The sequence below is a fragment of the Caldalkalibacillus salinus genome (genome assembly GCF_016745835.1).
GTDB lineage: Bacteria > Bacillota > Bacilli > Caldalkalibacillales > JCM-10596 > Caldalkalibacillus_A > Caldalkalibacillus_A salinus.
Genome location: NZ_JAERVL010000015.1, coordinates 1 through 15,333 on the forward strand (window position 1 = coordinate 1; position 15,333 = coordinate 15,333).

General features: G+C 40.5%; 14 protein-coding genes. 7 read left to right on the top strand and 7 right to left on the bottom strand.

The window, feature by feature from the left end:
* From JKM87_RS09575 to JKM87_RS09590, 4 genes are all read right to left on the bottom strand, one after another.
* Window positions 1-368 (bottom strand): hypothetical protein (locus JKM87_RS09575; protein ID WP_202080135.1); only part of this gene is annotated, 368 nt, incomplete at its 3' end.
* Between the two features lie 243 nt (window positions 369-611).
* Complete coding sequence (locus JKM87_RS09580; RefSeq protein WP_202080136.1) at window positions 612-899, bottom strand: hypothetical protein; 288 nt, start codon at window positions 897-899, stop codon at window positions 612-614.
* A gap of 192 nt (window positions 900-1,091) precedes the next feature.
* A complete protein-coding gene (locus JKM87_RS09585) occupies window positions 1,092-1,388 on the bottom strand; it encodes a hypothetical protein (protein ID WP_202080137.1) in 297 nt (98 codons plus the stop codon).
* Window positions 1,389-1,589: 201 nt separating this feature from the next.
* Window positions 1,590-2,711: a S8 family peptidase gene (locus JKM87_RS09590; RefSeq protein ID WP_202080138.1), complete on the bottom strand. Its 1,122-nt coding sequence runs from the start codon at window positions 2,709-2,711 to the stop codon at window positions 1,590-1,592.
* A 295-nt stretch (window positions 2,712-3,006) separates the two neighbouring features.
* Here JKM87_RS09590 and JKM87_RS09595 point away from each other — a divergent pair, with 295 nt between their 5' ends.
* Complete coding sequence (locus tag JKM87_RS09595) at window positions 3,007-4,275, top strand: helix-turn-helix domain-containing protein (protein ID WP_202080139.1); 1,269 nt, start codon at window positions 3,007-3,009, stop codon at window positions 4,273-4,275.
* 227 nt (window positions 4,276-4,502) lie between these two features.
* Entirely contained in the window at window positions 4,503-4,583 is an 81-nt protein-coding gene (locus JKM87_RS09600) for a YjcZ family sporulation protein (protein WP_202080381.1), read from the top strand.
* Window positions 4,584-4,746: 163 nt separating this feature from the next.
* Here JKM87_RS09600 and pruA read toward each other — a convergent pair whose 3' ends face one another.
* Both pruA and JKM87_RS09610 read right to left on the bottom strand, forming a co-directional pair.
* Window positions 4,747-6,294, bottom strand: coding sequence for an L-glutamate gamma-semialdehyde dehydrogenase (pruA, locus tag JKM87_RS09605; RefSeq protein ID WP_202080140.1), 1,548 nt, complete (start codon window positions 6,292-6,294; stop codon window positions 4,747-4,749).
* A 109-nt stretch (window positions 6,295-6,403) separates the two neighbouring features.
* Window positions 6,404-7,606, bottom strand: a complete 1,203-nt coding sequence (locus JKM87_RS09610) for an ornithine--oxo-acid transaminase (protein WP_202080141.1) — start codon at window positions 7,604-7,606, stop codon at window positions 6,404-6,406.
* Window positions 7,607-7,899: 293 nt separating this feature from the next.
* Here JKM87_RS09610 and JKM87_RS09615 point away from each other — a divergent pair, with 293 nt between their 5' ends.
* Window positions 7,900-9,318: a sigma-54 interaction domain-containing protein gene (locus JKM87_RS09615; protein WP_202080142.1), complete on the top strand. Its 1,419-nt coding sequence runs from the start codon at window positions 7,900-7,902 to the stop codon at window positions 9,316-9,318.
* 132 nt (window positions 9,319-9,450) lie between these two features.
* Here JKM87_RS09615 and JKM87_RS09620 read toward each other — a convergent pair whose 3' ends face one another.
* Window positions 9,451-10,833 (bottom strand): YjiH family protein, encoded by a 1,383-nt coding sequence (locus JKM87_RS09620; RefSeq protein ID WP_202080143.1) that lies wholly within the window; start codon window positions 10,831-10,833, stop codon window positions 9,451-9,453.
* Window positions 10,834-11,390: 557 nt separating this feature from the next.
* Between JKM87_RS09620 and JKM87_RS18260 the strand changes: the two genes are divergently transcribed.
* The 4 genes from JKM87_RS18260 (at window position 11,391) to JKM87_RS09640 (ending at window position 15,332) form a co-directional block, all read left to right on the top strand.
* On the top strand, window positions 11,391-11,993 hold the full coding sequence (locus JKM87_RS18260; RefSeq protein WP_419761854.1) for a GerMN domain-containing protein: 603 nt from the start codon (window positions 11,391-11,393) through the stop codon (window positions 11,991-11,993).
* Between the two features lie 1,336 nt (window positions 11,994-13,329).
* Window positions 13,330-13,887 carry a hypothetical protein gene (locus JKM87_RS09630; RefSeq protein ID WP_202080145.1) on the top strand — a complete coding sequence of 186 codons (558 nt, stop codon included), beginning with the start codon at window positions 13,330-13,332 and terminating at the stop codon, window positions 13,885-13,887.
* Between the two features lie 148 nt (window positions 13,888-14,035).
* Window positions 14,036-14,941, top strand: coding sequence for an alpha/beta hydrolase (locus tag JKM87_RS09635; protein ID WP_202080146.1), 906 nt, complete (start codon window positions 14,036-14,038; stop codon window positions 14,939-14,941).
* A gap of 187 nt (window positions 14,942-15,128) precedes the next feature.
* On the top strand, window positions 15,129-15,332 hold the full coding sequence (locus JKM87_RS09640) for a hypothetical protein (RefSeq protein WP_202080147.1): 204 nt from the start codon (window positions 15,129-15,131) through the stop codon (window positions 15,330-15,332).
* Window position 15,333 lies beyond the last annotated feature (1 nt).

A 15,333-nucleotide genomic window follows, 5' to 3' on the forward strand; every position in this document is an offset into this window, starting at 1 on the left:
TCTGTGTCCGCTTCAGCTTCCACTGCTGCTTCTTCGGTGCCTGCTTCTACATTAGTATCAGTGTCCGCTTCAACTTCCGTCACTTTATGATCTTTATTATATTGTACAAATTTGACTTTATCTGTTGCGATGTCTCTCACTTGCCACCCTTTATGAGAGCCTTCTAGCTCTCTTACAGTTTGTGACACCAGTTGTCCGTGATGATTATACGCTTGTTTACTCAGTTCTCCTGCTTCTTGAGCAGATACGGAAGCACCTGCTGAAATGAATGCAGAAGTCGCAAGTGACATCGACATCAACACAGGGAGTAATTTTTTTCGATAGTTTGGTTTTTCAGATCGTTCATTAAAGGGTCTACCTGCTGTCATGATGTTTTACCTCCTTTAAATCAAATCTTCCTCATAGTGTCTGGCTTTAGTTCCCAGTGCTGTATTCTTTTATTTACATTATCATTTATGTATAGGCATCACCTACTTCCTAGTATTTAAGCAGCTTGTATTTGCTGCTTGTCTACTAATGTAAAGTAAAAATGTTTTGATTCTATGATAAGAATAAGAAAAGATTATGATCTATTTTTTAAATCATTTATTAGTAAAGTTGGAATAGGTACCCTAATCTTGATTAAGGTACCGGTATAGATGTTTAAACTCTCCACTATATAATATGACTAAGGCGATAACGTATCGGTGATAACGCTGATCTATAGGAGGTTCATATTCCTTTAATTCCTGGTGTATATTTTGGAGATGAATCACGATTTTGGGGTGACTTGCAATAGATTTTGCCATTCGTTTTGCATATTCTCTTGCTTGTTGATCTCTAGGACACAAATCCACAAGGTCGTTGAATGTCATGTTGTACTGTGCTAGCAAAGACTTATATTGTTGTATCTCATTCATAAGTGCATCTTTTCTCGTCCTTGTTAGCATCTGCCTTAACATATTCATCTCTCCTATCTCTTATAAAAAACCCCTCACCTAGGGAGGGTGAGGGGTACTATGGGTCATAGGGGTAATGTGTGATACAAAAAGTATTTTTGCCTCAATGTACTGCTACATTAGACTTAATCACTCATGATTTCTTTATGGTTTTTATTGATCTTGCTCTTCTTGTTCATTGTCTTCAACAGATTCTTCTTCAGACTCTTCAGAGCCCTCTTCATCTAGTGTGTTATCTCCTAGATCTGTTTCACTGTCTTCAGGTGCATCGACAGGACCATCCTCTTCCATACCGCCTTCAGGAGCGTCAGGCTCTTCATTCATTGACGGTGCTTCCATATCTTCTTCTAGTCCTGGTTCTGCTGGTTCTTCTCCAGCACAAGCCGCAAGTGCACCTATAGACAGAATTGCAACTAATAGCAATAAACTTTTCTTGCTGAATAATTTCATATGATCTCCTCCTTTGATGTTATGAGCTGTGTTTTTTGTGCTGCATGTATAATATACAAAGGAAAGATGACCATTCTATTTTTGAACTGCTAACAATTTATTAAAAAAATATGAAGGAATTGTGTTCGGGTCATGGTCATAAGAAAAAAGAGCCACAGCTTACCCTGTGACTCAGGTTCAAGTGATTAACTTGGACGGGGTTTATCTTCTTATGGCATCGTAAGTCTGAACCAACCCATGGCCATACAAATGAGAATTGCCAAGGTATTGCGCGGTGTTATTGAGTAACTGACGTAACTGAGCGTTGGATAACCATGGTTTTGCTTGCCAAACTGAAGCCGCAGCCCCGGCAACATGTGGCGAAGCCATAGATGTGCCGTTAAGAGAAGAATAACCATTACCAGGCACTGTGCTTAAGATGTTAACCCCGGGAGCAGATATTTCAACCGCCGGTCCATGACTTGAGAAGGATGCACGGTTGTTGTTGCTATCAGTGGCTGCTACGGCCATGACAGAATCATACTTAGCAGGGTAACCCACAGTGTCTCCCCATCCGGAGCTGTTTCCACTGTTCCCAGCAGCAGCTACAAGTAAGATACCTCTATTATAAGCGTAGTCACACCAGTCTTTTAAAATGGATGAGCTTGAAGATCCCCCTAAACTCATATTAATGACATCCATATTATTGTTGATGGACCACTCAATTCCTCTAGCGATCCCGGAGTAAGATCCTCCTCCGTTATTATCTAGCACCTTAACTGCGTATAATTGTGCACTTGGGGCAACGCCCAACACACCAACATGGTTATTAAGGGCTGCCACGGTCCCTGCTACGTGTGTACCATGACCGTTCCCATCATAATAGGGGTCACGATTGGCACTATCTGTAAACACGGAGTACCCATCGTAAACTGTAAGATCTTCATGGCTTCTGTCTATCCCTGTATCAAGAATGGCGACCTGTACACCACTACCGGTATACCCTGCATTTTGAGCATCTGTCCCTTGTACACGTGGAACCCCCCAAGGCACGGTCTGCGTCGCTTCCACTTCAGCATCTATTTCTACGGCTTTTACCTGTGGGTTTTTCTTTAGACCTTCAGCCTGTTTCTCTGTTAGTTCCACATGCACAACAGGCAAGTGCTCAAACTCATATAAAATCTCAGCATCTTCAACACCAAAACTGTTTAAAACATTAGCCTCAATCTCTTCGGTAAACTGTACGAGATACTCTTCTTGCTCTGCTTCTGTGGCAAATACCACCGGTGATACCAGCATGAAACATAAAGATAAAGCTAATGCAATGGACAAAAACTTCTTCATTCAACAGTCCTCCTAAAATTTTGATATGTCTCCCTCAGGAGCACTTTCATTGTATGGAGATTACTGTCCATTTTCAATATTTTATAAACATTACAAAAAATAGATATTTTTTACATGCCATTTTTACTCGGTCAGCATCATGTTTTGTCTTTCTGTCATAAACTTGTGAAAACATACAGCTTCAACTTTTACTTAAATACTCTTTTTATCACCGACATGGGTTTTACCTCAAACAACATGACTCAAATTGATAGTTGACTGAATATTCTTGTATAATGAGGCGTGAGGTGGCTTTATGAATCTTGGTAAACGTATTGATCGGTTAAGGAAAAATCGACACATGTCTCAACAAGCCCTGTGTAAAGGTATCATCTCTTCTGCCCACCTGAGTAACATCAAACGCGGTCGATATGCCCCAGCAGAAGACATTCTTCAATTGTTAGCGGAAAGATTACACGTCCCACTTGATTACCTCCTTCATCATGATCAGGAATGCCCTCAAGTTGAATCCAAACTCCAGCTATTGAAGCAACATCTCTTTTTACACAACGTTGTCATGTCCAAGCAAATGTTGATCCATATAGAAAAAGCGCATCCGTATATTACCTCAGTCACTCAAGAATTTTGGTTCTACACCTTGTCCTGTTTATATGAATTGAGACATGGTACCCCTGAGGAAGCACTGCCCTTTTACGAGCATCATATCGACACCCTCGTAGATGAAGAAGCACTCACTCATCTCCATCATACGGTACAAGAGTCGTACTACCAATTACGCGCAACAATCGCTTTCTATCAAGCCCAATATGAAGAAAGTTTGTATTGGAGTAAAAAACAGAGAAGCGTCACCATACAGCCCCTAGCCAAAGCGGATGTCCTCCATAATATAGGTATGGCCTTTCTGCAGTTATGTCAACGGAACGAAAGCCGCCAAGCTTTAGAAAAAGCATTGCACATTTATAAACAAAATGGTCAATCTTACAAGGCCTGCAAAACATTAAACGTGTTATTTGTCCTACTATGGGAGTTAGAAGATTACACTTTAGCGGAGGAAAAGTTACACCAGGCCTATTACATCGCTTTAGAACACACGTATGACCAACTACTGGCCAGTATCCAATATCATTTCGGTCTGTTATATAAGACGAAGGGCCTCTCTACTTTGGCAAAAGATTGCTTCGCTCACGCTTCTACCCAAATGGAACAATCAGACTCTCGAGATATTAATCATGTTCTCTGCTCCTGGATGGAGCTTTTGCTAGAAGAGGAAAGGGTGGAAGAAGCGACAAAGATATTACATAAGGCTGAACAACATGTTCATTCGGAGGGTGACAAACATCATCTTCTCGTATTAAAAGCGAAAATACATGCGATTAATGGAGAAAACGCTAAGTATATTAAGTTGATGAACAAATCCATTCATTATTTTCATGAGAAAAAACATTGGCGACAGGTGGAACATTTTTCACGGGAACTAGCAGAGCATTTATATCATGAAAGAAGGTACAAAATGTCCGCGGACTTCTTTAGACGTACGGTTGAAGCGATACAGTACCAAAAATAAGGAGGAAAATATGAAGGGTTTCGCAGGTGGAAGTGACCGAGGCGTTGTTGGAGGACTATTCAAAAGGCCAAAGCTACACAAGCTCGGCCTTTTTTATTAGCTTCAATATGAAAGTCTGCTTTTATCTACTTCTGAAAAATTCAGCATATAACCTAGGACAATGGCCCTTACGATACGATCCAAGATGACATATGGTATAGTACAGTCATCAAAAGGAGGGATTGTTCATGGGTTATAACAACTTCGCGTTGATTGTGGTGCTTTTCGTCCTTCTTATCATCGTAGGATGCGAATGCAACATCTACTAAAATAGACTTTGGGATCCATGATGAGACTTCCGGTTTGAAAAAAAGGTTTTTCTATAATCTAAAAGGACACGGCACGCCGTGTCCTTTTTACATATATCATTCGTATCCGTTAGTTGTATTGATGAGTTCTTAAAAGCTAGATCGACGTCAAAACGTTTATTTTTTAAAACATCTCAGAAATGGTTTTCGCTTGCATGTGTAAAATGAGATAATCCGGTCCGCCAGCTTTGGAGTCTGTACCAGACATCTTGAACCCACCGAACGGTTGGTACCCCACAATGGCACCAGTACAGTTACGGTTAAAGTATAGATTTCCTACATGGAAGTCATGCTTAGCTTTCTCCAAGTGAGCTGAATTTTGTGAGATGACAGCGCCGGTTAGACCATATTCTGTGTTGTTGGCAATGTCGATTGCGTGATCGAAATCTTTAGCTTTACTAAATGCGACGACAGGTCCAAAAATTTCTTCCTGCATGATGCGTGCTTCAGGGTCTAAATCAGCGAAGACAGTGGGTTGAATAAAGTAACCTTTGCTGTCATCTCCTTCTCCACCTGCCACGAGACGTCCTTCGTTTTTACCGATATCAATATACCCCATGATCTTCTTATAAGCTGCATCATCAATGACAGGTCCCATGTAGACGTCACGAGAAACGGGTTCTCCGACACTGAGTTCTTTTGTGATCTTAGCCACTTTTTCTAGGACCTCATCATAAACATCTTCATGAACGACGGCGCGGGAACCTGCAGAACACTTCTGACCAGAGAATCCAAATGCAGATACCACAATTGATTCAGCCGCTAGGTCTAGATCAGCTTCTTTGTCTACGACGACAGTGTCTTTCCCACCCATTTCAACGATCACACGCTTGAGATGGTTTTGACCTTCTTGTACTTTTGCTGCTCGTTCATATAACCGAACCCCTACATCACGAGAGCCTGTGAACGTGATTAAGCTGGTCTTCGGATGATCTACAAGATAATCCCCTACTTCAGAACCACTTCCGGGCACGTAGTTGACGACTCCCTTGGGCATACCAGCCTGTTCTAATACCTCTACAAACTTTGCTGATACAACAGGTGTGGTACTTGCAGGTTTGAGTAGAACGGTGTTACCTGTTACCATTGGGGCGACTGTCGTCCCGGCCATGATAGCAAAGGCAAAGTTCCATGGTGAGATTGTCACAGTCACACCTGTTGGCGTGTAGATATAACGATTAAGCTCCCCTTCACGGCTGTTAACAACCTTACCATCTTTAAGTGCAACCATTTGTCGTGCGTAATACTCCATAAAGTCGATCGCTTCTGCTGTATCTGCGTCCGCTTCCTTCCATGGTTTTCCCGCTTCCTTTACAAGCCATGCAGAAAATTCATGCTTACGACGACGAACGATGGCCGCTGCGCGGACTAAAATTTTAGCACGTTCTTCAGGGTCCACTTTTCTCCAAGATTGAAAGACTTCATCCGCAGATACAATCGCTTTCTCAGCGAGTTGTTGGTCTGCTTTAGATACGACCCCAATAATCTCCTCTTTGTTAGAAGGATTACGAGAGATGATTTTATCCTCGGTTGAAACACGTTCACCATTAATGATAAGTGGATACTCTTTCCCTAACTCGCTTTCGACTTGCTTAAGTGCTTCTTCAAAAGCCACTCGATTCTCATCAACCTTAAAGTCTGTAAAAGGTTCGTGTTTATACGGTGTAAACATATTTTCCCCTCCAATATCACTTTTTTGTGAAATTTCCCTCAACAGAAAACGCATTCAAAATCTTTCTACTTAAAGATAACAACTTTTGTGGTGTCTTGTAAATATGAATCTATTTTGCTAGAACGTCATAAATACGCTCAATAGCCCAATCTAGATCTTCTTGGGAGATGATTAAAGGCGGCGCAATACGAATGACATTCTCGTGCGTTTCCTTACACAGTAGCCCTTTTTCCTTTAATTGCTCACAGTACTTTCTTGCTGGTTCATTGAGCTCGATGCCCACAAACAAACCTCTGCCTCGCACTTCTGTAATCATGGGATTCTCGATCTTTCTTAATTGATCTATGAGATAGGTGCCTAGTTCTAAAGAACGTTGGATCAGGTTTTCTTCCTCAAGTACTTCTAGTGCCGCGACAGAAACCGCACTCGCTAAAGGATTGCCGCCGAACGTTGAACCGTGTGATCCTGGCTCAAATACCCCTAAAATATCCTGGTTTGCCGCTACGACGGAAATCGGCATGACACCTCCACCTAGTGCTTTACCGAGTATATAAATATCAGGGACGACTTCATCCCAGTCACAAGCAAACCATTGACCGGAGCGCCCTAACCCTGCTTGAATCTCGTCGGCCATGAATAACACTTTTTGCTCTGTACATAGCTCACGTACCTGCTTCAAGTAACCTTCAGGCGGGATATTAATCCCTGCTTCACCTTGAATCGGTTCTATTAAGAAAGCCGCTGTATGCTCTGTGATCGCTTCTCTTAGGGCTTCTATATCCCCATAAGGAATAACCTTGATGCCTGGTAGCAACGGTCCAAAGCCACGTTGGTACTCTTCACTAGAAGAAAGTGATACAGCTGTTAGCGTACGCCCATGGAAGTTGTCTTCGCACACGATAATTTCCGCTTGATTTTCAGGGACACCTTTGACGTCATACGCCCAGCGACGTGCAGCTTTAATCGCTGTTTCAACAGCCTCTACCCCTGTGTTCATAGGAAGCACCATGTCTTTATTGGTCAGCTTTGAAACCTTTTCATAGAATGGTGCAAGCTGATCGTTATGGAAGGCGCGTGACGTTAACGTGATTTTATCCGCTTGATTTTTCAAGGCTGCAATGATCTTGGGGTGACAATGCCCTTGATTCACAGCGGAGTAGGCACTGAGCATATCCAAGTACTCGTTCCCCTCCGGATCCTTGACCCAGGCTCCTTTTCCTTCCGAAATGACGATGGGCAATGGATGATAATTTTTTGCGCCATAATTTTCCGTTTGTTCAATAATGGTCTTGGTCCTTGTCGTGTTTGTCATACTGCACCGTTCCTCCTTCACTTATTTTCATAAAAGGAGAGCTATCTCTCCGTAAACCTAGTGATATTCATCTTTCATATACCCTCATGCAAATTTTATGCCAACTTTTTTATGGCCATGACAGCAAGAACAAAACAATAAAGCAAAATTATTTTTCTATTAATGAAATATTTTTGCGGTGTTGCGCCCATTTTTTTGTCATAATGGTAATATGACAGTACTTATACTGAAAATAATATTTGCGGACTAAGCCCCCGCCCCTTAAAATAGCAGTAGAGAAGGAGGTCTCATATATGGCACAACAACAGTCTCTCCAAAAGCAATATCAATTGATTAAGATCTATGAAACCCTCCTGAACGAGATTGATGTTGGTGTTCACGTCATAGACCAACACGGTAAGACCCTTATTTATAATAAGAAAATGATGGCCATCGAATCTTTGTCCAAGGAAGATGTTTTAAGTAAAGACTTTTTAGATGTGTTTATGTTTGAAGAGGGTCAAGGGAGTACTTTATTACAAGCGTTACATCATGAAAAAGCATTTAAGAATATGAAACAAACGTACTTCAACAACAAAGGAAACGAGATTACCACAATAAATGATACGTTCCCCATTTACGACGAGGGGGTTGTCATTGGTGCCATTGAAATCGCAAAAGACGTCACTAAAATAGAGCGACTAATAAAGAAAAATATGAGTCGGGATGGTCATACCCGATATACCTTCGAGAGTATTATTGGGGAAAGTCCAGCTATTAAGGACGTGGTGGAAAATACGAAAAGGGCGACACGCACACCTTCATCTGTCCTTATTATTGGTGAGACTGGGACCGGAAAGGAATTATTCGCTCAAAGTATTCACCACGGTAGTGATCGCTCCTCTGCCCCATTTATTTCTCAAAATTGTGCCGCACTACCGGAAACCCTAATTGAAAGTCTATTATTTGGCACTAAAAAGGGGGCTTTTACAGGCGCAACTGAAAAACCAGGCCTGTTTGAACAAGCGGAAGGAGGAACTCTGCTATTAGATGAGATCAATGCGCTTAGTCCCATGCTACAGGCCAAGCTGTTACGTGCCATTCAGGAAAAATCGATTCGGCGAATTGGCGACACAGTCGATCGCAAAGTCAATGTGCGTATTATCTCAACCATGAATGAGGACCCGATTGAAGCGATCGCCAATCATCGTTTACGTAAAGACCTTTTTTACAGATTGGGTGTTGTATCCCTATTTATCCCGCCTTTACGAGAGCGCAAAGAGGACATCATGTTACTCGTCTCTCATTTTATTAACAAATACAATGCATTATTTCAAATGGATGTACAAGGTGTGAGTTCAGAGGTTGAGGCATTACTTTTGAGCTACGATTGGCCAGGGAACGTCAGAGAGTTAGAGCATGTGATCGAAGGGGCTATGAATTTATTAATGGATGAACACACCATAGAAGTCAGTCATCTTCCCTACCACTTTCGTCACAAAACACAATTCAACTACCATTCAGGTCATGACACCTCCCAAATTTCTCACGCTACGGATGAGATGAAGCAACCCCTTAGACCCTTAAAGGATTATTTACTTGAGGCGGAGTCGTATTATATTAATAAAGCGTTAGAGCGACATGATCATCATATGACCAATACAGCTCGAGCCCTGGGGCTAAGTCGTCAGAGCTTACAGTACCGTATCAAACGGTTACAAGAACGCACGTAAGGTCATTGCGTAAAGACAAACACCCTTTCTCAGACAATGTCGTCTTGAAAGGGTGTTTGTTATATCACGGCGATCACAAGTCCATTCATTGAATCCGTTCACCGCATACGCTATTCTTATACGCCATCAAAGCTATAGAATAATATGTGCCATCAGTACGATGACAGGTAACGTGATTAACGTACGCTCAATAAAGATAATCATCAGATCAGTGAATTTAACGGGTAGTTTAGAGGCGAGTAGGAGTCCCCCTACCTCAGACATATAGATGAGCTGTGTCACGGATAGACAAGCGATCACAAATCTGGTAAATTCACTCTCAATCCCGCTACCGATGATGGCAGGTAGGAGCATGTCAGCAAAACCGATAACCATTGTTTCCGCTGCTTGGGCCGCTTCAGGCACTTGCAATAGTTGTAATAACGGCACAAATGGCGCTCCTAAATAGGCGAATAGTGGCGTATGTTCAGCGATAATAACGGCCACTGTACCGATGGCAATGACCACAGGGATAACTGCGAACCACATATCTAGCACATTTTTTACACCGCCGCTGAGGGTTTGGACAGGGTTGCTGTTTTCCTTAGCTCGTGCCACCGCCTTATAAAGCCCTCTTTTTAAAGGAGAAAGACCGTCAGTTTTATGATCCTCCTCTTGTTGCTGCTCTTCTATATACGTATCAGGCTTACGAGATAAGGGTGGGATACGCGGAATAATGACCGCTGCAATCAACCCGGCCACAACAAGCGTGAGATAATAAGGCATAAATAGATGTTCAATCTCCAAATAACTTAAGACAACAATGCTAAACGTAATCGATACGACGGAAAATGTCGTCCCGATCACAGCAGCCTCACGTTGCGTGTAAAACCCTTGTTCATACTGTTTATTCGTGAGTAATACCCCGATGGTGCCATCTCCCATCCAAGATGTGAGACAATCGATGGAAGATCGACCCGGTAATGTAAAGATAGGTCTCATCACTCTATTCAACAGTTCCCCACATAGCTCCAGTAGACCAAAGTTCAAGAGTAAAGGTAGTAATAACCCAGCAAATAAGAAAATAGTAAACAATAATGGCGCTAAATCAAATAATAGTAATCCACCAGTAGCAGCGGACCAAATCCACTCCGGGCCTAACTCATATAAGGTTAAAACGGCTAGAATCAATCCTAACACACGAATCATGACCCAAACAGGATGGACATCAAACAACTCTTTCAGTACTGGGCGTTGTTGTACAAACGATGGTTTAGACATTGAACTCCATACCGTCATGATGGCAACGAATAATAGCATTATCGTTAATAAGGACGGTAAAATGCCCTCTAACAGCTCTCCTAATTGTTCGGCAAGAAAAGCAACCGGAATGGTAATCCCATCCTCTGCGGTTGTAATAGGGAACATAAATAATAAGATCCCTATGACAGACGGTATAATAAAGTATAGATAATCGTAGGCCTTAAAGTTAGCACGCTGCTGAACGTTCGCCTTCTCCGTCTGCTTATCACTCATAATATGACCTCCTTCATTAAAGCGCTTTCTCATCTTAATCTCTTTTAGACATCCTGGTGTCATGTGACTGTTTATGCGATCTATCACTCACTCATCTCAACTGAACTCTCTCGTCAACCGACGTGTCGTGCTATCAAAGATTGTTTTCTAGTTGTATGTTCTATACTTTAACATTCGCATAGATATGACACAATACTAGTATAGCAAAAGTTATTCGTTGCGCCACATCAACACGAGTAAAAATGCTGAGCGAATTGATTTATATTTAACCAACACCTATTATTTGGAAAAATTAATGCTAACTTGAGGCACTTTTTTCGCGTCATTCTTTGTAACATACGAACTATGACTTCCCTTTATCCTTATACTTTCTAACACTCGTTTGAGTCTGCCTTCCCTATCTACTTGAAGCATCATGTTTAGCATTGATGACTAAAATCATATGCTATGTTGAAATGAGACTTTGTCCCCATATGATGAAACTTTTAAAATTTACCCACGTCTAATAATGGTGAGAAACAACACATTTTTCAAACTGATTTGGGAGGGATATCGGCATGAAACTTGGTTATATCTCTTGCACGGCCGTGCTCGGGATGATGTTGATAGCAACGGGATGTGCTAGTACAGAAAATTCTTTGGCCGCAAACGACCCGGGCTTTGATGAGAGTGCCAATACCACAGAAACGGATACGTCTAATGCTGTGCCTCAGGAAGATCCTTTTACAGGCTATGATATCACACAAAAAGGAGAGCCGTTCTCAGCGTTAGAAAAGGCCATCACTAAAATATTGAATGGTGAGGAAAGCTCTTTGTTCAATGAACAGACTGCAGGAATGTTAAACGGCGTGTCCATCATGGTAGATGGGACGACTGTGGTCGATTTTAAGAACTTGAGTGACCAATTAGGTGCGTTATCGACTGCTGAAAAAGGACAATTAGCTCAAGAATTAAATACCGCAGTCTTTCAATTTGAACAAGTATCTAAAGTTTACTATCAATTTGATGGTAGTTTTATAGACTGGTGTCATTGGCTAGAGATTGTCGAGGAACCTGTTACGAGGGGTATGTGGGAGTCATCAAATGCCTCCGCAATAACGTCAATCATGATAGTTTCTGATTTGATCGGTTCTTCGCGTTCATTATTACGGTCTCCATAAGTATAAGAAATTACTATTTCACGGTTATTCACCCATCCTTCAATGAAATGACCATGATGATCTGCAGGCAGGTTTGGAAAATCGATGATCTGTTGATTACCAGTTTCTAGATTTACTATTAAAAAGTGTTTAGGTGGCTTTGTACCATCTTCTTGATATATCGTTGCGGCGTATTCTTGATTTGGAGAAACATGAAATTGGCCTCCTAATCTCCCTGTCTCTGATTCAACCTTTATGACTTCATTAGTTTTAAGATTATATAATCTAAAGTGGTTCCATTTTAAATCCACGGGATAAATAAGATAGTCTCCCTTTGTTTCAACAAATGCTGTCTCAGGTATAATCGTTGTTTTTTCTTTTGTTTCCATGTTGTACTTCCCTACATTTTCTTTTTCATTCCATTTTTTATAGAACAGTGAACCATCATACCAAGTTAGAGGAAGAGCATTCTCCACTGCCAACTCTTCTTTCCCACTTTCTAAATCAACTGTCCAAATATCAAAGCGTTCCTCATTCTCTCTCTTGGTCACATAGGCAACAGCATGACTAATTTCACTAACTTTAGGATTCTTAGCCCACACGTGATAACCTTTATCTTCTCTACTCATGATTTGATCTTTAGAGAAGCCACCAACAGTATCTTTTGTTACTTTACGAACTTGGTCATTGACCGAATCATAGACGAATATATCCTGGTTTTCTTCAAAAGTATAAAACTTTCTATTCTCTGAAACCTGCAGTGCTGGGTTACTTTTTCCCTTTTGTGATGATATAACCGTTTTATCTTCTAAATGAATTTTTATTAATTTTAACTCACCATACTCGTATTGAATGTCCACTTTTTCATGATCTAAATTTGTTAATTCGTTTGATTCATAACTCAATACAGATTCTGAGCCAATGTTAGGTAAACCGTCCTCACCGTAGTCATGTGCCTCCTCCTGTGATATTCTCTCAACTAATACATTTTCGTCAGTTCCGGTCTCTACCACTTTAAACTCGTTTTTGAATGTAGGTAGCCCATGAGTAGGTCCATCAGCAAACAAAAAAACACTTGAAAGAGAAAGGGAGCTTATAATAACTGTTGTTCCAACTATTGTTGCTCCTACTATGGTTAAAGTCTTTTTGTTTTTCACTACTATCATCCTCCGTTATATATAAATGTTCGGCTACTTTAACACAATGCTGTCTAGGTAACCAACATTATGAGAATGGAATGTTGTCTTTAAAATTCCAAAAATTTAAATATATTTCTTTCAAAACAGGAAAAACTAACATTTAAATGAAATAAATATAATAACAAATTTTATCACTTACTAAACTGGAGGAGAAATAGATGAGAAATATTTTATTCACAATAATAGTATGTATTATGGTTATCACTGGATGTTCAGTTCAAAACACTCAATCTTCAGCATTCGATGAGGGTGAGTTAACTGAAAAAGTGGCGAGTTTAGAGGAACATATAAATGATTATGAAGAAGAATTACAAGAACTTAGAGGTTTAGTTGATACACATAAAGCCATGTACACTGAACAAGCTAATATGACCCGTATTGAACTTACACAATTAAAACACCTTATTAATCACCTTCCAAATATCACACATCGACAAGGTTACCTCGACCTTATTAGTAACGAAACAGCGACTATCCAATTGGCATACAAGATAGAATCTGATGAGGCCCCAAACGGCTTTATGATAGAAGAAGGCGAACAGGAAGTTAAAAATGTATCAGAAGATGTCATGATTTACATATTAGAAGGCACTCAATTAAAATCACTTGATTCAGTTAACGCGTTAAGCGAAACTCTGAAAGATCATCAAAGACTGTTTGATTTATATTTTCTGCAAGGGGAATTACTCCTTGTTTCTGAAGTTTATTTACCTTAGCGTGATGTTTAATCAATATCTGCCACTATATTCACATAGTTGGAGGTAAAAGCACACTGCTAGACCCTAGAGGCTAGTCCATATTTTCTGTATATTAAAAATAATAGATGTTGTCAGTCTGTTAGACGTTAAAGAAAGAGGGTATAACATGCTAAATAAAACCATTCAACTATGGGAAAATATAGATCATGTCACGTTACACACCTACATACATGATCATTCATTAGAATTTCAAGCCAATCAAAAGCGACCTGCGATTATCATATGCCCAGGCGGGGGATATCTAGGAACATCTGATCGAGAAGCGGAACCAGTAGCTTTACGCTTCGCCGCTCTAGGGTATCATACGTTTGTGCTCCGATATACCACTTATTATAAAGAGTGGGTGAAGGATACTAACAACCCACCTGCCCCAAATGAAGAAGCAGGATATCCTCAGCCATTATATGACTTAGCCAAAGCGATATTAACGGTACGAGAACATGCCCCCAAATGGCTAGTAGATACGGATAAGATTGCCGTATGTGGATTTTCGGCAGGTGGTCATTTAGCGGCTAGTATGGGTGTTCACTGGGACGGTCAACTTTTAAATGATAGGTTTACCGTTAATCAGGAACTGTTAAGGCCAAATGCAGTTATTCTCGGATATCCTTTAGCAGACTACCAGCTAATGAAGGAAAAAGTTTTCTCGGAAGGAGATGATTTCGCTAAACACTTTTGGAATATTGCTATCAAAGCTTTCTTTAAAACCTCTGAACCGACCAATGAACAGCTTTATGAGGCGAGTCCTGTTCACTTTGTGTCATCCCAAACACCACCGACCTTTATCTGGCACACAGCTGACGATGCTCTAGTTTATGCCGAAAATGCTTTAAACTTCGCAACTGCACTAGCGAAAAATAAAGTGCCATATGAATTACATGTATTTGAAAGTGGCGTGCATGGATTATCATTATGTGACGAAACAACAGCAGAAAACGAAAACCATTTAAATCCAGAATGTAGCGTTTGGGTTGATCTAGCGAATCATTGGTTGAAAAACCACTTTGACTAGTTCCTAAGCTTCGTAGTTTTGGAATAGGAATTTTGTTAGAATTAATAATGTCCGTTATTAACTAGGGCGGTTAATAGAAATCTCACGGTCTATCTTTTTACAGTTGGACTATAAAGGGCTTTTTTTAATAAAATAGTTAAACGCAGTAGCAGAGTATGAACATTCATACTAATACGGGGTGGAAATGATGGATAAACAAAGAACATTATTTTATGGATTTATTATTGGTGTCATATTGATGGTTTTACCTCTACCAAAATTCTTTTTTTGGGAAGATGTTCTGGATGTAGTAAATATTTTATTTGATTACAGTGGCTTTTTCTTGTTTGTGATTTGCGGATTTCCTTTAATAAACAATGTTTTAAGACATCTTATTAGTAATCAAACATAAT